We start from the raw sequence: 22,204 nt of genomic DNA, 5'->3' as shown, positions 1-22,204 counted from the left end.
TTATATAATCCCTCATTGTTCTTTTAATTCTTCAAGCTCGCTCCATCTTGTTATATCATCTTCATACAACGTATTAAGATTTTGTTGTTCTTCATTTAATTCTTTGACTTTAGCGTAATCAGAACTTGCTTCAACCATTTCTTGTTCGATCTCTTCTAATCTATGTTCGGTTGTTTCAATACGCGCAATAATTGTTTCATATTCTTGTTTTTCTTTATATGATAGACCCTTTTTCTTTTTCTTTGCATATGCTGGTTTCACTTTTGATTGTTGCTTTTCTTGCATTTGGCGTTTATCTATCTCTTTTTTATATGCTTCATAGTCATCAAAACTTCCTATGATACGTTCTAATTTGCCATCATGAATATACCAATATTCTTGAGCAACTTTATTTAAAAAATATCTATCATGACTCACCGTGATGACTGTACCACCAAAAGTAGCGATATAATCTTCTAAAATGGTTAAAGTTTCTGTATCCAAGTCATTCGTCGGTTCATCTAATAATAGAACATTAGGTTGATGTACTAATAATTTTAATAGATACAATCTTTTTTGTTCTCCACCAGATAATTTATACACCTTTTTTCCATGCGTTGCACTAGGGAATAAAAAGCGTTCTAACAACTGTGTAACAGAAACAGCAGTTCCATCTTTTTCTTTAGCTACTTCACTTTCTTCACGCAAGTAATCGATCATTCTGATGTCTCGATCTAAGCGCGCTTCTGTCTGTCTGAAGTAAGCAATTTTAACAGTTTGACCAACTTTCAATGCCCCTTCGAACGCTTGGTCATCACCATTCAAAATATTCAGTAATGTTGTTTTACCGGCGCCATTTGGTCCAACGATACCAATTTGTTGTCCATTTTGTATAATTTCTGTGATGTGTTCAAACAATACCTTATCGCCGATGTGTTTTGACACGTTTTCAAGTTCAAAAACTTGTTTACCTAAACGTGAATATGCAAGATTTAAAGAGGCTTTATCTTGTTGTTGTTGATTTTTTACATCATGTTCTAAATCTTTAAATCTATTTTTTCGTGCTTGTTGTTTAGTAGAACGTGCTTTAACTCCTGCACGCATCCAAGCTAATTCTTGTTTATATAATGCACGTTGTTTCGCTTGTTGTTTTTGCTCTACGACTTCATTTTCAGCGCGTTGTGCGATGTAATCTTCATAATTACCGGGATAAGTAGTTAATTTCCCACGATCTAATTCAATAATACGAGATGATACTTCATTTAAAAAATAACGATCATGAGTTACGAACAGCACTGTATGTGGGTATTGTTTAACATAATTAATTAGCCAACTAATTGACTCAAAATCTAAATGGTTCGTAGGTTCATCCAAGAGTAATAAATCTGGTTGCTCTATAAGTGTTTTAGCAAGACCAACTCGTTTTTGTTGGCCACCCGAAAGTTCTCTCACTTTTTTAGTCGTATCATTGATGCCTAGCTTTGATAAAATAGTTTTGATTTCAGCACTATAATCCCAAGCTTGATATGTATCCATTGCTTCTTGTGCTTGCATCATCTGTTGAAAATCTGTCTCATTCTGTGTCTCACTATATTTTGTTACAGCAGCTTCATATGAACGTATCACTTGAAGTGTCTTTGTCTCTGACGTTAATACCGCTTCAAAAACCGTTGAATTTTCTTCAAATTCTTGCTTTTGAGACGAATAACGTATGCGATATGCATTAGGATGTGAAACCTCTGCCTCGAAGTCTTCATCCAAACCAGCGATTACCTTTAACAAAGTACTTTTGCCTGTACCATTAATACCTACAAGACCTATTTTTTCTCCTTCAGAAATAGACAGATGCAAATCATCAAAAATGATTTTATCGGCATATGATTTATGTAAATGTTCAATTTTGTAGGCTTCCATCGTCCAACATCCTTTTTAATATCGAAAATTATAATTAATTCTGTTAAACTTAATTTCAGTTCTATATATTATACACCTTTTTGAACTCAAATGATACAAGGGAGCGTAGCTTATGTCAGATTTTTTTCAAGACTTACCTCCTTTTATCCAAGCACTCATCGCCGGTATCATCACTTGGTTGTTGACTGCATTAGGGGCTGCTGCAGTTTTTATATTTAAAAGAGTTAATGATAAAATACTGAACTCAATGCAAGGTTTTGCTGCAGGCATAATGATTGCTGCCAGTTTCTGGTCTCTATTACAGCCATCTATTGATTATGGTTCAGGTTCATCTATTGCATGGTTACCAGCAGCAATAGGTTTTTTATTGGGCGGTTTTTTTATACGCGCGTTAGATTTAATTATCCCACACATTCACCCAAACACCCAAGACACTAACCAATACCAAGAAGGTGTAGGAACAAAAAAACTCAATAAAAATACATTACTTGTATTGGCTATTACACTCCATAACATACCAGAGGGGCTTTCTATTGGTGTAGCATTTGGTGGTGTAGTAGCCGGTAATGGACAAGCCACTTTCTTAGGCGCACTTGGTTTGGCAATTGGTATCGGGATTCAAAATATTCCCGAAGGTGCTGCGCTTTCTATGCCTATCAGAGCAGCTGGGGCTTCAAGATGGAAAGCTTTTAATTATGGTCAAGCATCTGCAATTGTTGAGCCCATATTTGCTACTATAGGTGCTGCTGCAGTACTGTTCATTACACCTATGTTACCATACGCACTCGCCTTTGCCGCTGGAGCGATGATATTTGTAGTTGTAGAAGAACTTATACCAGACTCTCAAGCTAGTAATAATACTGATTTAGCAACATTAAGTTTAATGCTAGGTTTTACTATCATGATGATTTTAGACGTTGCACTTGGATAAAAGGTAAAAGAAAAAGAAATAACTTGAATCCATTTTTTAAATAAAAAAATGATGAAGCCGAGACAATTGTCTCAAGTTCAAAACAAAGATTTTGGGGTAAATACAAGAAAAATAGCACTCAGATGATTTAATTCAATTCATCTGAGTGCTTCTATTTTTTCAATACTTCATATTGGTGATTCACTTTCTTAGGGGAACAGCTTCAGCCTGTAGTCTTCAGCTTCTCCTATTCACTCAAGCGTCTCGCCAAAATACGTCACATTTGTCCAAGAACTAAATGTCTCAAACAATCTCATTTTGAGAATGGGGATTTATGTTCTAGCCTTTTTAGCATTCTTTTTTATAATGTGCATGTTTGCTCTGGATATGTACTAATCTGCTATCCTACCCTGCTTAAAGTTCACTCATATTAAATAATTCAATACAATCATCATGCGCATCATAAAATACCATTCAATACACTTACATATATATAAAAGCCCTAATCCATTTTAAATAATGGATTAGGACTAAAGTATTAATTATTTTTTCTCTTGTCCTTGTGGACCTGTTTCATATTTATAGTTTGATGGTTTCACTTTATCAAAGTCAGGGTTATCATAAAATCTCAATAAATCACCGTTTAGGACGTCATCACTCATTTGCAAGTCTTTTTCAGCTTGTTGTTTGCGTTTATCAAAATCGCTTGGTTTTTCTGTAACTGGCTCATTATTTTTATTATCATATATTCTACCATTTACATATTTGTAATCTTTCGTTACAAAGTCACCATTTCTAAACGGTACTGTGTCATTATGATCTTTTGACAATAAGTCTGTACCCATCATGAGATAATTTTTAGTATCAATACCCATTAAATGTAATAATGTTGGCATTACATCTGCTTGTCCAGCATAAGTTTTATCAACAGTACCTTCTTTACCAGGTATTTTCAACCAGAAGCCTGTTCGGTTTAAATCTGTAAACTTAGCTGGTGTAATGTCTTCACCTAATAATTTTTCCATCGCTTTATTATGGTTTTCAGAAATACCATAATGGTCACCATAAATCATAATAACGGAATCATCATAGATACCTTTTTTCTTCAATTCATTTACAAACTGTTCTAACGATTCGTCTAAATATCTCGCTGTCTGAACATAACCGTCAACTGTTGAATCACCAGTATTTGGTTTATCAATTGATGCATCTTCTGGAGATAATGTAAATGGATAATGGTTTGTTAGCGTTATTAAGTGACTATAGAAAGGTTCTTTTTCCTTTGCTAAATAATCAGCTGATTCATCAAAGAATTCTTTATCTTTCAGACCTAAGTTCTCTTGGTTTTCTTCTGACATATCAAAATATGTTGCATCATAAAACTTATCTACACCAAAATGTTTGTATACTTGGTCACGGTTCCAGAAAGTTTTATAATCACCGTGCATTACGCTAGATGTGTATCCTTGTTGTTGATGCATAATAGCTGGCAATGATTGGTACGTGTTATCCCCTTTAAGTGAGAATGCCGAACCTTGTGGTAAACCATATAAACTGTTATCCATAGTGAATTCTGAGTCTGAAGTTTTACCTTGTCCTGTCTGGTGGAAGAAGTTCGGATAATATCTAAAATCTTCATTACCAGAAGAAAGTTTATTTAAGAATGGTGTAACTTCCTCGCCATTTACTTTTTTGTTTATCAAGAAAGTTTGGAAACTTTCTAAGTGTATTTTAATCACATTTTTTTTCTTTGCTGCACCGAAATATTCTGGGTTTGGTTGTGTTTGTTTTTGTTTCGTATAATTTAAAACTTTTGTCAAATCATCTTCATTTGCTAACGCTTTTTGTTGATTATTTTGAATCGTTTTTACACCATCATAAACTGTGAAGTTATATGGACCTAAGTATTTCACTAAATATTTATGATCGAATGTACGCGTTAATAATTCTGGACGATCAGATTCTGCAAAAGCTAGGTTTAAGAAGAATAATGCAACAGACGCTGCCATGATTACTGGAACAAACTTCTTGCTAAACACACGCTTATCTAACCATTTTTGTTTGAAGATTAATACAAATAAATAAATGATTGTATCGATAAAGTAAACAAAGTCATACCATTTAAATGAAGCTGATACAGCGCCACCCATTGATTCAACATTTCCTACTTGATTTAATGTACTAAAAGTCAAGAAATCAGAGAAGAATCTGAAATATACAACATTTGCGTATAATAAGAAGGTTAAAATAAAACCTCCTATAAAGATAAACCAAAATGCTTTCTTACCTTTGAAGAATAAGAAAATACTCAATACTAATGCAATTAAGCTATATGGATTCATTAATAAAATTAAATTTTGAACTAACCCTTTAACACCTAAAGAAAAGTCAACATAGTATGAAAAATACGTTTTAGCAGTAACTGTTATAACAGTTAAAATAAAAAACGCAAAAAGAGTTAGTTTCTTTTTGTGTAGACTCATGTCTGTTCCCCCGATATAAATTAATAAAAGTTTGTGCTAATACCTAGCTAGATTAAATGCTTTGTACCCGTTGTTAGCGCGTAAGTGATAATTTCTACCAACATCTTTATCGTTATTTGCGAAAGTTAAAATTTAAGTTAAAAAACACGGTAACTCCTGTATTTTCTTTTAAAACACATCTTTTTTTCTTATGTCACTAATTTATTTTTATAAAGTAGCAATTTTTTATTTTCAATGAATTTTATTTGTTCTTTTGTGAAAAATTATATTTGTTGTAATGTAAATTATGTTAATGCGTTTTGTTATGTTTTACATCGTTTTTACACTGCGTTCACTCTGTAATATCATTGTAATAAAACGATTATAGTTCAATTAATAAATATAAAGCAATTCTTGACTAATATCAAGTAAAAACACACTTTTTTTAATTTAAAAAGCTGATTTAACCGTTTTATGAAGGTATCATTAACCTATTATGAATACGCGATTAAAATAAGGTTAAAATTTAAATTTCCTTTATAATTATACTTGTTCTATTTAATAAATTAATCAGGCCTTGGACCTATTTAAATAAAGGTTAAATTATACAGAATGACTTAAGTAATTACTAAATCTTATCATATCCGACATTCATGCTGTTGATAATAAATACGAAAGACCATAATTAAATCTACGAAATAATTGCTATAGCTGAACGCTTTTGAATAATCATTGACCAAGTATTGTAAACATTAATTTAGAACTATATTTTACTTAAGTATTTGTCGAAAGCAACAGACATATTATAAAAATCATCCAACATAAAAAAGCAGCTTGAGATATAAATCTATAGAAACTCAAGTACTAACTCAATGAGCTAACTATAAATAAAACAATATTGAAAAAGACAATTTCTATAATATTTCAATAGAAATTGCCTTTTTTTACTCGTCCAAGACACTTTTATTTGTTCTAAGATTCTTTAGCTCAAAAGCGTCTTAATATAATAATGTTTTATAGATTAACTGATTATTAATTTTAAATGCTAATGCTCTTAACATTTTGCTATACACACATACACTTCATTCTCTAATCGTGTACATTATTTTAACATTTCTAATTGCATTCTATACTCGATACCATGAAACAGTTGATTTAACCAATTAGTATATTTTATTAAGTTCTTTTCTGCAGTTTCAACATCTATAAATTGAAATTTCAATTTAGTACCAGGATGTTTTTGACCTAACTTAGTTAAATGGTAACTGGCAATTGTCCCAATTTGTGGATAGCTCCCTAACGTGTAATGATCATTTAACAAAATAATTGGCGTACCATCTCTCTTCACTTGAATTGTTCCTATTTGTACAGATTGATGTGCGGGCATATCTTCATAAAATGCTTTAACAGGTTGGCCTTCGACATACATGCCTACCCTATTCGCTTTACTTGTCACTTTATATTCCCCGTAAGTAAAACGATTTAAAGCATTTTGATTAAAATCTTCTGTTCCTTTATTTTTAATGACATGAAATACATCTGACATATAATTAAAAGAAAGCGCATAGCCATCTATACCCCAGTCAGTCTGATGTGTATGTTCAAGATTTTCAAAAAGTTTATGGTGACGTTCTGTATAATCACGTTTCATATTGATTTCGTCACCTTTTTCTAGTTTGCGCCCATGAAAACCACCAAGTTTAGACATAAAATCAGTTGAAGTAGAACCCAACCATTCATCTAGCTCGAATCCTCCACCAACGGCTAAATAGACTCTTGATGTCCGTGAAGTTTCTGTAAACTCGAGTACATCACCTTTTTCCATTAAATAAAGTTTATTGGGTAAAACTTTTAAATTAGCAGTTTTAGCTTTAAAACTGCCACCACTTAATGCAATTAAAGTAGGTTCAGTAAAACGAATACTTGCCATTCTATTGGTCATTTCTAAAGTAGCTTCATGTTTATCGTTGGCTACTAATCGATTTGCAATTTCATGTGATAATGGATCTAAAGCACCACTAGGGATTACACCATTGTGCTCATAACCGATACGCCCAAAATCTTGAAAACTTGAGAACAATCCTTCATTTTCTATTATGATTGACATGGTTTAAATCCTCCTAAATCCAATGCATCCTCTGACACAGCTTGAAATTGCACATTATCCCCTAATTTTAAAGTTGTAAAATCTGTTTGATGTGGATTAAATAATTCTACTGGTGTGTAGCCTATCACTAGCCAATCACCATAAGTATCAATTGTAGTAATGCCAGTTTTCTTACCTTCTATAATCACTGATCCTGCAGGAATAAATGCTTTTTTGCCACCTGTGTGATTGACAAATAAGCGTTTATCCATCCCTGTTAAATACGGAAATCCTGGAGAATAGCCCATCATTGATACGAAAAAATTCGAATTTGTATGTAATTTTACAAATTTGTCGAAATCCATTTTATAATATTTTAGCAAGGGTGCTAAATCTGGTCCAAAGTCTCCACCATATACTACAGGTATTTGAATGGGTGAGGGTGTTTCTTCTACATGTTTTATCTCTAATTGAACAGATTGCAAAAGTGCTTTCATATATAAAAAAGGTGATTTTATATTGTGATGTTTAATCATATCTCTAGCATCATAACAAATCATCATATCCGACTCTGTTGGTACAATTTCTGTAATAAAAGGATAATTTTTATTAATAAGATATGTTTTTAATGCGAGTAAATCATCAGTTAAATCTTTGGAAACTTCCTTTTCTATAGAAACCACAATTGCTTGGTCACCTTGACTATATATCTTCATAAATTCACCTCATCTATTGTGTCTATCGATAAAATACATTTAATATTTGTATTAAGTAGCGTATTAATTCTTTAACTAAACCATAGATAAATATAAATTGAATAGCACATGAAATAGTGATGACTAACTTAGTAATATAATATTTATGGTGATTCATTAAATAGGTTACATACCATTTTGTAAGGCCGATTAGCGTAATAATTAATAAAATCCAAATCCATATCATTATTTTGCCTCGCTTGCTGACATTAGATTTTTAAGACGCATATAACTTTGTTTAACTTACTTCATAACTTACAGTTAAACTATATCTATGTGTAGCATATTTGATACATTCAATTATGGATATCAAACACTATCGCAATAACGTTTTATCACAATTATTAGAATTAAAATTTATATTTTTCTTATACTTTCTATATTCTATAGATTTATTGCAACATCGGCAACCTCTCTTAAACTATTTATCAGAAAAACTTGAATTTGATTTTGCCTTAACTTTTGCTTAAATGTTGCCAAACTATAATCTTTTTCTATTAATTCACCTTCATCTATTAATTCTTGTCTCTTACATCCTTTTAAAAAATCATCATTAAATACTGGCGTATAATAATGATCTCCTTCTTTGATCATAATATTTCCAATATCAAATTCTAATATTTTTCCTGATTCGTCATAAAGTAAAATGAGGTCAGTTTCATGATTATGTGCTAAATGATCTCTATTTGTCGTTTTATTCGTAAGTATGCGTTTATCTTGAATTTGAGTTAATGGTACAATTTTTGCCGTAAAGCTATCTTTTTGAGGTAATTCAGCAACTTCATATTTAAAATTGCCATTGGGATATAAAATAATTTTCACTCTATAGGTCCCTGTAAAATAGTGGTTTTTAATTTCAGAAATCGTTTTATGCCATTGATCATCTTCAAATGTTATTTGGAATTGATTTGCTGAATGTTTTATCCTGTCATAATGATATCTCAACCTTGAAAATTTGCCTGAGTCTAATCGTAATGTTTCAAATAACTGCATTATAATCTCTCCAAAATTTTAGTCTTATCGATGAATTCTTGCACTTCAGATTCTGGGTTGGAATCAATTGTAATACCTGCACCAACCCCGTATACAGCTTTCCCATTAATATATTGAATCGTACGAATAGGTACATTGAAAATAGCTTTCCCATCGGGTAACAATAAACCAATAGTTCCGCAATAGCCATTTCTTGGTGTTTGCTCTAATTGTTTAATATATTTCATTGTGTTTACTTTCGGCGCGCCGGTAATTGAACCACAAGGGAAAATAGCTTCTAATACTTGCACTAAACTCACATGGTTTGCTAACTGCCCAGTAACCATAGATGTCATTTGATACACCGTTTGATACCTTTCAATACGAAACGGTTGATATACTTTAACTGTGCCAGTGTTGGCTACTCTACTTATATCATTCCGTAATAAATCAACAATCATGACATTTTCTGCTCTATCTTTGGTAGAGTTTCTAAGTTTTTCAAAATGGGCCTTATCTTCTAATTCTGTTTCTCCTCTGGCTATTGTTCCTTTCATCGGCTTACTTAATACAATATTGGATTGATTTTTAAATGGGCCAAATTGAAAAAATAGCTCTGGGGATAATGATGCTATTTGAACTTCTTTTGTATCAATCAGAGCAGAATAATGACCATGATTTCCGCCCTGAAGTACATGATAAAGTTCAGAAATCGGTCCTTTTACGTCATCACTCAATCTGGTTGTATAATTAACTTGGTATGTATTACCTTCTACAATCGCTTTTTGCACTTGTTTAATATGATCAATCATGCGCGCATGTCTATATTGAAATTTAAAATTATATTTACGCTGATATGCCAAAGCTTGTTCATTTAAGTCATCGTGTACTGATTCAAATACATATGCAGCAGCATACACAAATATACCTTTAGGCGTTATCGTTGCTAACTGATTATTAAAATAACTTGCCGCTTCATATGGTAAGTATAACGCCACATATTTACCTTTACTTTGATGTAATTCAGCAAATCGAATGACTTCTCCAACATCCTGCATTTGATATGCTATTTTTTTGCTCAAACATTCTTTAAATAGATATTGATACGTTTCGGTTTGTGTTTCATTTATATAATATTGGTAATTAAATTTTACTTGCATGATGCGCCTCCACACTTTCAATAAATAATTTAATTTGTTCGATACCATATTCACTCAAAAACGATTCAGGATGATATTGGACACCATAAATAGCACATTCTCGGTGCTCACAGGCCATAATTATTCCTTTATCATTGGTTGCTGTGACATTTAGCTCAACAGGAAATGTATGTATGTCTGCCATTAATGAATGATAACGCATTACATTAAATGATTTTGGTAAATCTTTGAAAATACCTTTGCCCGTGTGGGTAATTGAAGTTGTATGGCCATGGATAGGCTTATGATTCTTTACAATACGTCCCCCAAAATAAGTAATAATTTGTTGGAATCCCAAGCATACCCCTAAAATTGGTACATTATTCATAAATTGTGTGATGACTTCATTTATAATCGGATAATCTGACGGCGTTCCTGGTCCTGGCGATATGATAATCGCCAATGGTTTCATATCGATGAGCTTGTCTATATCAATCTCATCCACATCAACCACTTTGATTGTCCCTGTATAACATTGTTTGAGATAGTCCACGATATTATACGTAAATGAGTCTTTATTATCGATTACAAGTAACATTGAATCACCTCATTTGTAGTTATATATTATTCTAATATAGTTATTATCCCAAATCTCAACTTGATTTTACAGCTTAAATGTATTATTCTAGTCACGGTATAAATGTAACAGAGGTTTCTAGCTGACACCCTCTATAAAAAACTAGACACTTGAACGACGTCTATCTTTTTATAGAGATAGGCGTTTTTTTATGGCGTCATCAGTTTTATATGGCAAAGCTAGCACGATATTTTAAGGAGTGTAAACTATAATGACACAACAGCCATTAAACAATAATAAAGCCATCGTAGTATTTAGCGGTGGCCAAGATAGTACAACCTGTTTATTTTGGGCAAAAAAACATTTTGATGAAGTTGTCTTAGTAACTTTTGAATATGGACAAAGGCACGATACAGAAATTCAGGTTGCCAAACAAATCGCTCAAGAACAAGCAGTCGAGCACCATATACTTGACATGTCCCTATTATCTCAACTCACTCCTAACGCATTGACACAACATGATATGGATATAAATGAAGGAGATAGTGGTATGCCAAACACGTTTGTGCCTGCACGTAACTTGCTGTTCTTATCTTTTGCTGGCGCCCTAGCATATCAGACAAATACTAAACATATTATCACGGGTGTATGTGAAACAGACTTTTCTGGCTACCCTGATTGTCGAGATAGCTTTATTAAGTCAATGAACGTTACACTTTCCCTCTCTATGGATAAAGATTTCGTTATTCACACGCCGTTAATGTGGCTGGATAAAAAACAAACGTGGGCTTTAAGCGATGAACTCGGTGTATTAGAATACGTTCGAAAGCGAACGTTAACTTGTTATAACGGGATTATTGGCGAAGGATGTGGCGAATGTCCTGCCTGTAAACTACGCGCACGCGGTCTTAATGCTTATCTAGAAGAAAAAGGAGCGAATTAATATGTTCCAACAAAATTACCCTAGTGTTAACCACAATTACCAATTTGAACTTAATAAGGATTTTAATTTTTCAGCCGCACATTATATTCCAAGTGAAGACGCTGGAAAATGCATGCGTACGCATGGACATACTTACTTTGTCAACTTAACAATCGGTGGAGATACCGTAGACCATAATGGGTTTTTAGTGAATTTTAGTGAATTGAAACAACTCGTACACGGTCAATTTGACCATCAATTATTAAATGAGTTACCTCAATTTGAGGGTAAAAGTCCTTCAACTGAAATTGTGGCACAAACAATATATGAGATGGTTCAGTCTTCATTAAACCAAAGGCCAAACAAACCACAATGCTTGCAAGTTTACGTCAGAGAAACACCAACAAGTTATGTCATATATCGACCAAAGGAGCCAAACCATGAGTAAAATACCTGTGCTTGAAATTTTTGGTCCAACGATACAAGGTGAAGGTCGTGTCATCGGCCGCAAAACCATGTTTGTACGTACAGCCGGATGTGATTACCGTTGCAGTTGGTGTGACTCTAGTTTTACATGGGATGGCAGTGCAAAAGAAGAAATACGCATGATGGATGCTACAGAAATTTATGCGCAATTATATGACATTGCAGGTGAATCATTTAATCACGTAACAATTTCAGGAGGCAATCCAGCTTTAATAAAAGGCATTCAAACATTAGTTGATTTATTCGAAGACAAAGGCATACAAAGCGCCCTAGAAACACAAGGCAGTAAATTCCAACCATGGATGACACAAATTGATGATTTAACAATTAGTCCAAAACCACCTAGCTCAATGATGAAACCAAATTTACCTATTTTAGATGATGTTATTGCTAAATGTAAGCCAGAAACACTCAATCTTAAAGTAGTTATTTTCAATGATGAGGACTTTGAATTTGCCAAAATGATTCATCATAGATATCCTAACGTGCCATTTTATTTACAAGTTGGGAATCCATACCTAGACGGAGAATATGTTGAATCTCACACAGAAAAGTTACTTTCATTATATGAAACCCTTGTGAATCGTGTCATGGATAGTAGCGATATGAATAATGTATATGTATTACCTCAATTACATACTTTACTTTGGAGTAATAAAAAAGGTGTTTAAATTGAGTCAATGAACCGGTTCGTTGTATAATGCTCTTTGTCTATACAATAAACCGGTTTTTACTTTGTACATAAAACATAGCAATGATTGTCACTGTAAATATAATTATTTAAAATAATAACAATTTTACAATATGTCAGATAATGACTTATAATTTTTTAAAACATCAACTGTTATTAAATGATTAAATCTAACTTAATTGATATAATGTTGCAGTGAAGTATCTAGGTTAGGAGAGCAACATGCTAATAAATATAATCATAAATATAGCTACGGTAGCAATCATACTCGGTATTGATTTATATCGTCAGAATTTCAAACAACTTAAGTTTAGCTCTATACTTTTATCAATAACCATTAATAGTATCATTAATTTAGTCCTTGTTGGTAAATACGATTACATAACATTTTATACTTGCACCCATTTAATTATTTGGACATTGTTGCAATTGTATCTCAATAAAAAAACAAAAACATATGTCATAACTGATCAAAAATTTATTGGTTTTATTTTAACGATTATCATGAGTACATCTTTAATCCTTTCATACGATACAAGTAAAGATTCTTACTATATGTCCATTCCATATTTAGCTCCAGCTATTTTTCTCATAGGTGCAACTTTATTGTTCTATAGTACATTCCAAACACATGAAAAAGAACAAATTAAAATCTTGAATCGTATTCGCAAACCAGTAGTGATTGGCCAAATTATTATTGTATTATCTTTTACAATCATGCCTTTATTAACACCTTATTGGTATGCCTTTATAATTGTACATTTATTATTCTTACTTTTTTTATTATGGCAGAATATATTTTTTTCAAAAAAATGATTAGCAAATTATATTTTGTGGTATGTAATAATTTATTATGATATTTAAAAAGGAGGTATGCTTATGTTTGGATTTATTATTATGTTAATTGTCGGCGGTTTAATCGGCTGGATTGCTGGTGGTATCGTCGGTAAAGATATCCCTGGAGGTATTTTAGGAAATATCATTGCTGGTATCGTAGGTTCTGCATTAGGTTCATGGATATTAGGTGATTGGGGTTGGCATTTAGGCGGTATCGCTATCTTCCCTGCACTAATTGGAACAATTATTCTTGTTGCCTTTGCATCATTTATATTGGGAAAATTACGTAAAAAATAAATGGTTTGTTAATTTTTTAGTTTTAAAAGAAATTCCTGAAACTTAATGACATCGTTTCTATATCGTCAGAAGATGACTAAATAGCGAAAGCACTCAGGAATACTAAAATCTCAACCAAAAATAAGCGTCAATTTCTATTGAGATACTTTAGAAATTGACGTTTTTTGTTTTTTAAAGTGTTATTATCATGAGGGTTTATGATCTATCTTTTTTAAAATGTCATTCGTATCATCTTTAGTTGTTATTTTAACTTTGTGTGTACGGGCTCAACAATAACCTAAAATCTAAAACAACCTTTATAAAACTAAACATTACTTCTGTATCAAAATTTCTTTGACTATAACATTTTTATTTTTGCTTTTAAGAGTATTTAACTAATTTGGCTCTTATACAATTTTGTAATGTGATAATGCTTTAGATTGATATGCCGAAAGACACAGGCTCAAATCACCTCCTCGGACAACCATGCACAATTAAACTCAATTTTTAATAAACGAAACCCCCAGACTACGCTTTTAGCATAACCTGAGGGCAGTGATTATCTATGTTTAACAAGTGTTTTATTCTTTTCAGTTTTAACCTTATGAGAGGGTACATAAAAATGTTCTTCTCTATTTATACTGTTTTTATTTTGTTCTTTCGCTTCTTCTGGATATTCAGACATTTCTAATTCAGAGTCCAGCCCTTTCGTTTTGTCTACCTGCTTTAAATTAGATACTTGAACAATATATTTTGGTCGCTGTTTTACTTCATAATATATCCTACCGATATATTCGCCTACAATACCGATTGAAATCAGTTGGATACCTCCAAGTAATAAAATAGCTGCAATTGTTGAAAAGTACCCTGGTGTTTTCACACCATTAATCATAATATTTCCAAAACTAAATATAATATAAAGTAGACTCACAAAAAATACAATCAGTCCTAAATAAATCATAGCGCGTAATGGTTTATTATTAAATGAGATCAAGCCATCTATACCATAGTTCAATAATTTACCAAATGACCATTTCGATGTACCTTCTTCTCTTTCAACATTTTCATAAGTAAAAACTTTAGTATTATAGCCAATCCATTCATATAACCCTTTTGAAAAACGATTATATTCATTTAACGATGTTAATGAGTGTAACGCGCGTTGACTAAGCAATCTAAAATCTCCAACACCGTCTTCTAGTTTAATATCCTCGACAAAATGATTAATCACTTTGTAATAGCATTGCGTTAAAAATTTTCTTGAACGTTTTTCACCTGTTCTATCTCGTTTTGCGACGACTTGATCATAGCCATCCAAATAACTATCTATCATCTGTGGTATAAGCTCTGGCGGGTGCTGTAAATCAGCATCAATCATCACAACAGCATCACATTCCACACTGTGTTGGAAACCGGCAATCATTGCTGATTCCTTACCAAAATTCCTACTAAATGAAATATATTTTACATGTTCATCCTGTGCTGCCATTTCTTGAATATAATTAATCGTTTTATCTTGACTACCATCATCTACAAATAGCAAATCATAGTTATAGTGACGGTTAAGACTATCTTCATCTAATATTTCAGTTAACTTGTGATATATTTTTAATATTACTTCACCTTCGTTATAACATGGCACTATAACTCTTATATGCATAATAAACACCTTCATTTCAATTACTTCAATTTTACTTTACCAATATTTACAGTTATTTCGCCATTCTTTTCATTTAGGTTTACACAATTTTTATATTTCCTTAATAATCAATTATAAAACTTACACTCTTTTAAAAATTTTGAAATAGATAATACCAATAATTCGTGTCATTAAGAGACACTAAAATTTAGTTTTTAAATTTTTATGATGATGTAGAGCATATATACATATAAATATTGTTCAATATCTTTTTTGTAAAAAGTTGTAACATTGTCCATTTAGTTTATCAACTATTTGTCAGAAAAGGAAATAAAACATATATTCGTAAAATTAAAAAAGTAGGATAGAGAAACAAGTGTCATGAACACCATGCTCTATCCTACGTTATTTAAAATATTTAACGTTCACCTTTTTTGAAGAAACTACTAAAAAATAAACCTTGATTTGCAACTACTTCTCCATTTTTAGCTATCTTTCACTTCAAATTTTTATAAACAAAGCTAAATTTTGCTATTTTAAATCATTACTTTAAATCGCCTATACGCACTTTATCAGGATCTTTACCTTGGCGCGCATCTCGATTTAGATTATCAATCTCAGCAATATCCGTTAATTCTAAACTAAAATCAAAAATATCATAATTTTCTTTAATACGTTTAGGTGTTTTAGACTTTGGTATAATTAAACGGTTATGTGCTAAATGCCAACGCAACACGATTTGTGCAGGTGTTTTACTATAACGTTCGGCAATATCAACAATGATAGGATGTTCAAGTAAACCTTGGTTTCTCATGAGTGGCATCCAAGCTGTCACTGCAATATCATGCTTATCACAAAAATCTTGTAGCTCATGCTGATTGAAATAAGGGTGTACCTCCACTTGGTTCACAGCAGGCGTAATTTCTGTCTCTGCCATCAATTTTTCTAAATGATGTTGTTTAAAGTTACATACCCCAATGGCACGGATTCGACCATCTCTATATAATTTTTCCATCGCTTTATACGTTTCAATAAAAAGTCCATCTTCCTCACATGGCCAATGTATTAAAAATAAATCTAGATAATCAGTACCTAAATTCTCTATAGATTTTGTAAAAAATTCAATTGTTTTATCATATCCTTGATAATCATTCCATATCTTTGATGTAATAAATAATTCAGAACGTGGTACATCAGATTTTTTTAAAGCATTGCCTAATGCAATTTCATTTTTATAAAAGTAAGCTGTATCAAAAGCACGGTAACCAATATCTAAAGCGCTAGATACAGCATTTTCCATTTCCTCATCAGTGATTTTATACACACCTAAACCAACTTTTGGCATAGGATAACCATTATTTAAATAATATGTATCTTCTAACATACACTTATCCTCCTCATTTTTAATATCAATATATTTTCAATTTTACATAAAAACACGTTATGCATTTAGCTTTTCTATAAAGATAATTATAAAAAAACTGGAACATTCAATGATGTCCCAGTTTTTGCAATACCTACTTATATTTTATCATACAAGTAATATGCGAGTGGTGCAAAACATATGTTGATATCTTGCCAGCAAATGATGATTACTATGCTAAAAATTTCAACATTGCTAGTGCATCATACTCATAGCTTAATTATCATTGCTTTCTTCGTCTTCATCTTCTTCTGGAGTTGGACGTGTTTCATGATATTCAAATTCTAAGATAACATTGATAATTTGATGATTATCCACTTCTGATATAATCCAACGATCATATTGTGTATCTACATAATCATTGGGTTGTAAATTAGTATTATGTGCCTGTAACCAGCCACCAATTGTATCTATATCTTCAGAATCTTCAAATTCAATACCAAATTGATCATTTAAATCATCTAATAACACTCTACCGTTAATTTGGTATTTATTATCACTTAGTCTTACAACATCATTGACTTCATCATCATCAAACTCATCACGAATTTCACCGACGATTTCTTCTAAGATATCTTCCATCGTTAAAATACCTGCAGTACCACCATATTCATCGATAATCAAGCTAATGTGAACATGTTCACGCTGCATTCTAATAAGCGCATCACTAATCCTAGTTGTTTCAGAAATCATTGGTAAATCATGGATATAGTTACTTGCTTTCATCGGTTTACCAGAAGCATACTCTGTTAAAAATTCTTTTACATTAATAAACCCTTTAACATGGTCTTTATCGCCATCTTCTGTAATTGGGTAACGTGTGAATTGATGTTCCTTAATCGTTTCTAATAGTTCATCTACATTAAACGGTTCATTTAATGTAACCATTTGTGTACGCGGTACCATGATATCCTTGGCATGTCTTTCATCAAATGAAAAAATATTTTGCATATATGCTAATTCTGTTTGATTAATTTCTCCACCATTATAACTATTATTTATAATAATTTTTATTTCTTCTTCTGACATGGCATCATTATTTGCATCAGGATCCACACCAAACATACGAATAATCATTCTTGCTGAACCATTCATTAACCAAATTAATGGTTTCATTACAAATCCGAAATAATATAGCGGTCTAGCGTAAACCAATGCTAATTTTTCAGTATATTGGATAGCAAGTGTTTTTGGTGCTAACTCACCCAAAACAACATGTAGATATGTCACAATGATAAATGCTACGATAAATGAAATAGTTGTCGTCAGTGCTTCAGGTAAATGGATTAATTCAAATAATGGGTGTAGCAACTTGTTAAATGTTGGTTCACCTAACCAACCTAATCCTAAAGATGTCACTGTAATACCCAATTGACATGCTGATAAGTAATAGTCTAGGTTTTTAATCATTTTTTTAACAACACGTGCACTACCATTGCCTTCTGTTGCAAGTTGTTCAATCCTAGTAGTACGTACCTTTACTAATGCAAATTCTGAGCCTACGAAGACTGTAGTTAATGCTATTAAAAAAAAGAATATTACTAAATTTATTATGGTCACTGTTTCCAATTAGTTCCCTATTTCTAGGGATTCACCTCCAAATTTTGTGTCACAATAGGTGACTGTTTATAAAATATGATTTGATTGCTTAAGTTTGTTTTATATGCTAAATCCTTCCCATTGTAACACCTCCCTAAAAATACGCATTTCTTTTATTTTATCACAATACTTATTTCGAAAGTAATTTATACAAATTAAAATTTTATATTCACCTAATGTACCATTTAAACGCAAAATCACCTTCACGTCAACTTTCTAAATTTTACATCTTTTGTTCTGAAAATGTTTATATACTTTAAAATAATGCTTATTTTATAAAATGATGGATTTCACCATTTTTAATTGTTGTCTGAACTTCAATATCATCGTTCACAATGACAATATCAGCATCTTTACCTGTTTTTAGGCTACCTTTTTTATCGTCAATGTTCAAAGCAATGGCCTGATTTAAGCTCGTAACACGCCATAGATTATCTAGGGTATCACCTGTAAATTTAATAAGATTATTCAAACCAGTATTCATTTTTAAAATACTTCCCGCTAATGCTCCTGAAGCTAAACGTGCTTCTGAGCCTCTCACGATGACATTTTGACCTCCTAAATCATATTCTCCATCCGGCATTCCTTTTGCTCTCATAGCATCTGTAATTAAATAGAAATGTTCATTGCCTTTTTGCTTATATGCAATATTTACAGCAGCTGGATGTGAATGAATCCCATCGACGATAACTTCAGTGTTTAATTTTTCATTAATCCACGCAGCGCCGAATAGCCCTGGTTCTCTATGTTCAAACGGGGTACCTGCATTATATAAATGCGTAACATGTTTGGCACCGTTTTCCACCGCTTCATTGCTCTCATCAAATGTCGCAACCGTATGTCCAATTGAAAATATAATTTGATCTTTAAAAGTTGCCAACGTTTCTTTAGCACCATCGACTTCAGGTGCAAATGTGACGACTTTGATGTGATTATTCGCTATATTTTGGAAGTATTTTAATTTTTCTACTGAAGGTCGTTGGACATAACCAGGATTTTGTGCCCCTACCTTATGCTCAGAAATAAACGGACCTTCTAAATGGATACCCACAATTTCAGCTGTATTTTTCGTATCTTGTTGTGTTTGATATGTAGCAATATTTTTAAGTGCCTTTGTTATATTTTCATCTGATTGTGTCATTGTAGTTGCTAAATAACTCGTTGTGCCTTCAGATAGCAATGATTCTGATAAATGTTTTAAGCCCGTCATCGATGCATCCATCGCATCTTCCCCGTAGCCACCATGCATATGAATATCAATAAAACCAGGTAGAATATGATGCCCTTGTGCATCGATCGTTTGTAAATCACCTTCATACGTTCCTACACCTAAACCAGCAATTTTACCAGATTTAATGATGATATAACCGCAATCAATGGTTTCAGTTTCAGTATATATTCGTCCATTTTCAATTACATATTCAACCATTTATATTACCTTCTTTTCAATTATTTTAGGTTAAAATTTTCTTAAATCACTTATATTTTATTTTACCAAATTCAACGCTTATATTATATTCAAAAGCAAATAATTAAAAAAACCAGAAGTTTCACTCAATCATGAGTTTCTTCTGGTTTTCATTATGAACCTTTATAATTTTAATCATTCATCGCTTCTGAACTTTGTATCTCATCTTTAGTTAATTTTGGTTTTAACATACCATAAATAACTGCTGCTATGATAGCTCCGATAATGATTGCTATCAATGATTGTAATACGTGACTAAAGTCTGTTCCTAATATAACAATAATACCACCATGTGGTGCTTGAATGGATGACCCTAAGCCTAATGCAATTGCACCTGCTACACCTGAACCCACCATCATAGACGGGATTACACGAATAGGGTCAGCTGCGGCAAAAGGAATTGCGCCTTCAGTAATGAAGGATAGCCCCATCACGTAGTTTGGAACAATAGAACCTTTTTGTTCTTTTGTGAATTTTTTACGGAACAGTAACATTGCTGTGGCAATAGCAATCGGTGGCACCATACCGCCAATCATCGCTGCTGTAATTGGTGCTGCATTACCTTCTGTCAATGCAGCTACAGCGAATACGTAAGCTGCTTTATTAAATGGACCTCCCATATCAATCGCCATCATCGCGCCAATAACAAGACCCAATAGCATAATGTTAGTACCTGATAAACTTTGTAATCCATTCAGCAATAAATTATTTAACCAAGATGCTGGAGGATTTAAAACATAAATCATCAGTAAACCTGTTATAGAAACAGAGAATACCGGGAAAATTAAAGTTGGTTTTAAACCTTCTAGAGATTGTGGCATACCATTTGTTAATTTTTTGATGCCTAATGTTAAATAACCTGCTAAGAAACCTGCAAGAATGCCGCCGATAAAGCCAGAATCACCTGTACTAGCTAACAAACCACCAACCAAACCAGCAGCAAAACCTGGTTTGTCTGCAATACTGCGTGCAATATAACCAGCAAGTATAGGTATAATTAGCATAAAGGCGCTCTTGTTACCTATATTCCACAATTGTTCTGCGAACGCATTGTAATCTGAACTTTTTGGATCAAATGAGTTTGCACCAAACAAGAACACAATAGCCATTAAAATACCACCAGCTATAACAAGTGGTAGCATATTAGAAACACCGTTCATCAAATGTTTATAAATTGTCTTACCGACACCTTGTTTTTCATTACTTTCTGATTGTGCTTTACTTGAATCAGCACTCGCTACAAACGGTTTACGAGAAGTATCTTGTGCCATATTTATTAATTCTTCTGGGCGTTTAATTCCGTCAGCTACTGGTACTTCAACAACATTCTTACCATTAAAACGCGCTGTTTCAACATGCACATCTGCCGCTACAATAACGCCAGTTGCACGTTCGATATCTTCATTTGTGAGATGATTCTTTATACCGCCAGATCCATTTGTTTCTACTTTTATTTTAACGCCCATTTTTTCAGCTTGTTTTTTCAAAGCATCGCGAGCCATATAAGTATGTGCTATGCCCGTTGGACAAGCAGTAACCGCTAATATATAGGGTTCATTTGTGTCAGCTGAAGAGACAGAGCTTTCGGTTTCTTCTTCTACTTCTTCTGTAGCTTCATCATCAGCTTTATCAATGATTTGTAACACTTCTTGTGGAGACGTTGCATTTAGTAAATCTTCTCGCACTTTATCATCCATTAAAATACCTGATAGTTTTGCTAATGCATCTAAATGTGTTTGTGCGCCACCTTCTGGAGCAGCAATCATAAAGAACAGATGTGCCGGTTGCATATCTAAACTTTGATAATCCACACCCGCTTTAGATTTACCAAAGGCGATAGCAGGCGTATCTACCGCAGCTACTTTAGCATGTGGTATCGCAATACCTTCTCCAATACCTGTGGTACTTTGCGCTTCACGATTATAAATAGCTTCTTTAAAAACTGATACATCGTTTAATTTGTTTGCTTTATCTAGTTGATTCACTAATTCATCTATGACACCATTCTTATCAGTTGATGAAAGATCCATAGCTATTGTCTCTTGAGTTAATAACTCTGTAATTCTCAT

Annotated in this window: 19 protein-coding genes; 6 read left to right on the top strand and 13 right to left on the bottom strand. The window is 32.6% G+C overall.

The features are described 5' to 3' along the window. Window positions 1–12: 12 nt before the first annotated feature. A complete protein-coding gene (locus KA830_RS05210; protein ID WP_204180196.1) occupies window positions 13–1,893 on the bottom strand; it encodes an ABC-F family ATP-binding cassette domain-containing protein in 1,881 nt (626 codons plus the stop codon). Between the two features lie 112 nt (window positions 1,894–2,005). Between KA830_RS05210 and KA830_RS05205 the strand changes: the two genes are divergently transcribed. Further along, the gene (locus tag KA830_RS05205; protein WP_046207395.1) at window positions 2,006–2,824 is read left to right on the top strand and encodes a ZIP family metal transporter; all 819 of its coding nucleotides are present in this window, start codon (window positions 2,006–2,008) and stop codon (window positions 2,822–2,824) included. A gap of 521 nt (window positions 2,825–3,345) precedes the next feature. On the opposite strand, the gene ltaS is transcribed toward KA830_RS05205, so the two are convergent. The 7 genes from ltaS to KA830_RS05170 form a co-directional block, all read right to left on the bottom strand. Next, window positions 3,346–5,286: a polyglycerol-phosphate lipoteichoic acid synthase LtaS gene (gene ltaS, locus KA830_RS05200; protein WP_046207394.1), complete on the bottom strand. Its 1,941-nt coding sequence runs from the start codon at window positions 5,284–5,286 to the stop codon at window positions 3,346–3,348. A gap of 1,081 nt (window positions 5,287–6,367) precedes the next feature. Beyond that, on the bottom strand, window positions 6,368–7,372 hold the full coding sequence (locus KA830_RS05195; RefSeq protein ID WP_046207393.1) for a 5-oxoprolinase subunit C family protein: 1,005 nt from the start codon (window positions 7,370–7,372) through the stop codon (window positions 6,368–6,370). Then, entirely contained in the window at window positions 7,360–8,067 is a 708-nt protein-coding gene (locus KA830_RS05190; RefSeq protein ID WP_204180195.1) for a 5-oxoprolinase subunit B family protein, read from the bottom strand. The genes KA830_RS05195 and KA830_RS05190 overlap by 13 nt, the downstream gene beginning before the upstream one ends. 22 nt (window positions 8,068–8,089) lie before the next feature. After that, the gene (locus KA830_RS05185; RefSeq protein ID WP_071562148.1) at window positions 8,090–8,293 is read right to left on the bottom strand and encodes a hypothetical protein; all 204 of its coding nucleotides are present in this window, start codon (window positions 8,291–8,293) and stop codon (window positions 8,090–8,092) included. A gap of 197 nt (window positions 8,294–8,490) precedes the next feature. Then, window positions 8,491–9,099, bottom strand: coding sequence for an aminotransferase class IV (locus KA830_RS05180; RefSeq protein WP_204180194.1), 609 nt, complete (start codon window positions 9,097–9,099; stop codon window positions 8,491–8,493). Next, window positions 9,099–10,238 (bottom strand): chorismate-binding protein, encoded by a 1,140-nt coding sequence (locus KA830_RS05175; RefSeq protein ID WP_204180193.1) that lies wholly within the window; start codon window positions 10,236–10,238, stop codon window positions 9,099–9,101. The genes KA830_RS05180 and KA830_RS05175 overlap by 1 nt, the downstream gene beginning before the upstream one ends. Beyond that, window positions 10,222–10,815 (bottom strand): anthranilate synthase component II, encoded by a 594-nt coding sequence (locus KA830_RS05170; protein ID WP_210122960.1) that lies wholly within the window; start codon window positions 10,813–10,815, stop codon window positions 10,222–10,224. The genes KA830_RS05175 and KA830_RS05170 overlap by 17 nt, the downstream gene beginning before the upstream one ends. Window positions 10,816–11,065: 250 nt before the next feature. Here KA830_RS05170 and queC point away from each other — a divergent pair, with 250 nt between their 5' ends. From queC to KA830_RS05145, 5 genes are all read left to right on the top strand, one after another. Beyond that, on the top strand, window positions 11,066–11,737 hold the full coding sequence (queC, locus tag KA830_RS05165; protein ID WP_046207388.1) for a 7-cyano-7-deazaguanine synthase QueC: 672 nt from the start codon (window positions 11,066–11,068) through the stop codon (window positions 11,735–11,737). Between the two features lies 1 nt (window position 11,738). Further along, the gene (gene queD / locus KA830_RS05160) at window positions 11,739–12,164 is read left to right on the top strand and encodes a 6-carboxytetrahydropterin synthase QueD (RefSeq protein ID WP_046207387.1); all 426 of its coding nucleotides are present in this window, start codon (window positions 11,739–11,741) and stop codon (window positions 12,162–12,164) included. Further along, a complete protein-coding gene (gene queE, locus KA830_RS05155; RefSeq protein ID WP_046207386.1) occupies window positions 12,157–12,873 on the top strand; it encodes a 7-carboxy-7-deazaguanine synthase QueE in 717 nt (238 codons plus the stop codon). The genes queD and queE overlap by 8 nt, the downstream gene beginning before the upstream one ends. A 242-nt stretch (window positions 12,874–13,115) precedes the next feature. Further along, a complete protein-coding gene (locus KA830_RS05150) occupies window positions 13,116–13,709 on the top strand; it encodes a hypothetical protein (protein WP_070039048.1) in 594 nt (197 codons plus the stop codon). Window positions 13,710–13,772: 63 nt separating this feature from the next. Next, on the top strand, window positions 13,773–14,027 hold the full coding sequence (locus KA830_RS05145; protein WP_145381720.1) for a GlsB/YeaQ/YmgE family stress response membrane protein: 255 nt from the start codon (window positions 13,773–13,775) through the stop codon (window positions 14,025–14,027). A 538-nt stretch (window positions 14,028–14,565) separates the two neighbouring features. Here KA830_RS05145 and KA830_RS05140 read toward each other — a convergent pair. The 5 genes from KA830_RS05140 to KA830_RS05120 all read right to left on the bottom strand — a co-directional run bounded on the left by KA830_RS05140 (window position 14,566) and on the right by KA830_RS05120 (window position 22,204). Next, complete coding sequence (locus tag KA830_RS05140; RefSeq protein WP_210134091.1) at window positions 14,566–15,666, bottom strand: glycosyltransferase family 2 protein; 1,101 nt, start codon at window positions 15,664–15,666, stop codon at window positions 14,566–14,568. A gap of 523 nt (window positions 15,667–16,189) precedes the next feature. Then, window positions 16,190–17,029: an aldo/keto reductase gene (locus tag KA830_RS05135; protein WP_046207382.1), complete on the bottom strand. Its 840-nt coding sequence runs from the start codon at window positions 17,027–17,029 to the stop codon at window positions 16,190–16,192. A 255-nt stretch (window positions 17,030–17,284) separates the two neighbouring features. Then, window positions 17,285–18,637: a hemolysin family protein gene (locus KA830_RS05130; protein ID WP_046207381.1), complete on the bottom strand. Its 1,353-nt coding sequence runs from the start codon at window positions 18,635–18,637 to the stop codon at window positions 17,285–17,287. Between the two features lie 298 nt (window positions 18,638–18,935). Continuing rightward, window positions 18,936–20,096 carry an N-acetylglucosamine-6-phosphate deacetylase gene (gene nagA, locus KA830_RS05125; RefSeq protein WP_070039039.1) on the bottom strand — a complete coding sequence of 387 codons (1,161 nt, stop codon included), beginning with the start codon at window positions 20,094–20,096 and terminating at the stop codon, window positions 18,936–18,938. A gap of 170 nt (window positions 20,097–20,266) precedes the next feature. Further along, window positions 20,267–22,204, bottom strand: a complete 1,938-nt coding sequence (locus KA830_RS05120; RefSeq protein WP_073343251.1) for a PTS fructose transporter subunit IIABC — start codon at window positions 22,202–22,204, stop codon at window positions 20,267–20,269.

The sequence above is a fragment of the Staphylococcus sp. GDY8P119P genome (assembly GCF_017892075.1).
Lineage (GTDB): Bacteria > Bacillota > Bacilli > Staphylococcales > Staphylococcaceae > Staphylococcus > Staphylococcus ureilyticus.
The sequence above is the reverse complement of the archived record's forward strand: the minus strand, read 5'-3'. Positions and strand labels throughout refer to the sequence as shown.

What these genes read in the sequence shown, in the direction of transcription:
- KA830_RS05210 (WP_204180196.1), bottom strand. Translation starts at nt 1,893, where the DNA reads ATGGAAGCCTACAAAATTGAACATTTACATAAATCATATGCCGATAAA.
- KA830_RS05175 (WP_204180193.1), bottom strand. Translation starts at nt 10,238, where the DNA reads ATGCAAGTAAAATTTAATTACCAATATTATATAAATGAAACACAAACC.
- queD (WP_046207387.1), top strand. Translation starts at nt 11,739, where the DNA reads ATGTTCCAACAAAATTACCCTAGTGTTAACCACAATTACCAATTTGAA.
- KA830_RS05145 (WP_145381720.1), top strand. Translation starts at nt 13,773, where the DNA reads ATGTTTGGATTTATTATTATGTTAATTGTCGGCGGTTTAATCGGCTGG.
- KA830_RS05185 (WP_071562148.1), bottom strand. Translation starts at nt 8,293, where the DNA reads ATGATATGGATTTGGATTTTATTAATTATTACGCTAATCGGCCTTACA.
- KA830_RS05135 (WP_046207382.1), bottom strand. Translation starts at nt 17,029, where the DNA reads ATGTTAGAAGATACATATTATTTAAATAATGGTTATCCTATGCCAAAA.
- KA830_RS05170 (WP_210122960.1), bottom strand. Translation starts at nt 10,815, where the DNA reads ATGTTACTTGTAATCGATAATAAAGACTCATTTACGTATAATATCGTG.
- KA830_RS05150 (WP_070039048.1), top strand. Translation starts at nt 13,116, where the DNA reads ATGCTAATAAATATAATCATAAATATAGCTACGGTAGCAATCATACTC.
- ltaS (WP_046207394.1), bottom strand. Translation starts at nt 5,286, where the DNA reads ATGAGTCTACACAAAAAGAAACTAACTCTTTTTGCGTTTTTTATTTTA.
- KA830_RS05120 (WP_073343251.1), bottom strand. Translation starts at nt 22,204, where the DNA reads ATGAGAATTACAGAGTTATTAACTCAAGAGACAATAGCTATGGATCTT.
- nagA (WP_070039039.1), bottom strand. Translation starts at nt 20,096, where the DNA reads ATGGTTGAATATGTAATTGAAAATGGACGAATATATACTGAAACTGAA.
- KA830_RS05190 (WP_204180195.1), bottom strand. Translation starts at nt 8,067, where the DNA reads ATGAAGATATATAGTCAAGGTGACCAAGCAATTGTGGTTTCTATAGAA.
- queC (WP_046207388.1), top strand. Translation starts at nt 11,066, where the DNA reads ATGACACAACAGCCATTAAACAATAATAAAGCCATCGTAGTATTTAGC.
- KA830_RS05140 (WP_210134091.1), bottom strand. Translation starts at nt 15,666, where the DNA reads ATGCATATAAGAGTTATAGTGCCATGTTATAACGAAGGTGAAGTAATA.
- KA830_RS05180 (WP_204180194.1), bottom strand. Translation starts at nt 9,099, where the DNA reads ATGCAGTTATTTGAAACATTACGATTAGACTCAGGCAAATTTTCAAGG.
- KA830_RS05205 (WP_046207395.1), top strand. Translation starts at nt 2,006, where the DNA reads ATGTCAGATTTTTTTCAAGACTTACCTCCTTTTATCCAAGCACTCATC.
- queE (WP_046207386.1), top strand. Translation starts at nt 12,157, where the DNA reads ATGAGTAAAATACCTGTGCTTGAAATTTTTGGTCCAACGATACAAGGT.
- KA830_RS05195 (WP_046207393.1), bottom strand. Translation starts at nt 7,372, where the DNA reads ATGTCAATCATAATAGAAAATGAAGGATTGTTCTCAAGTTTTCAAGAT.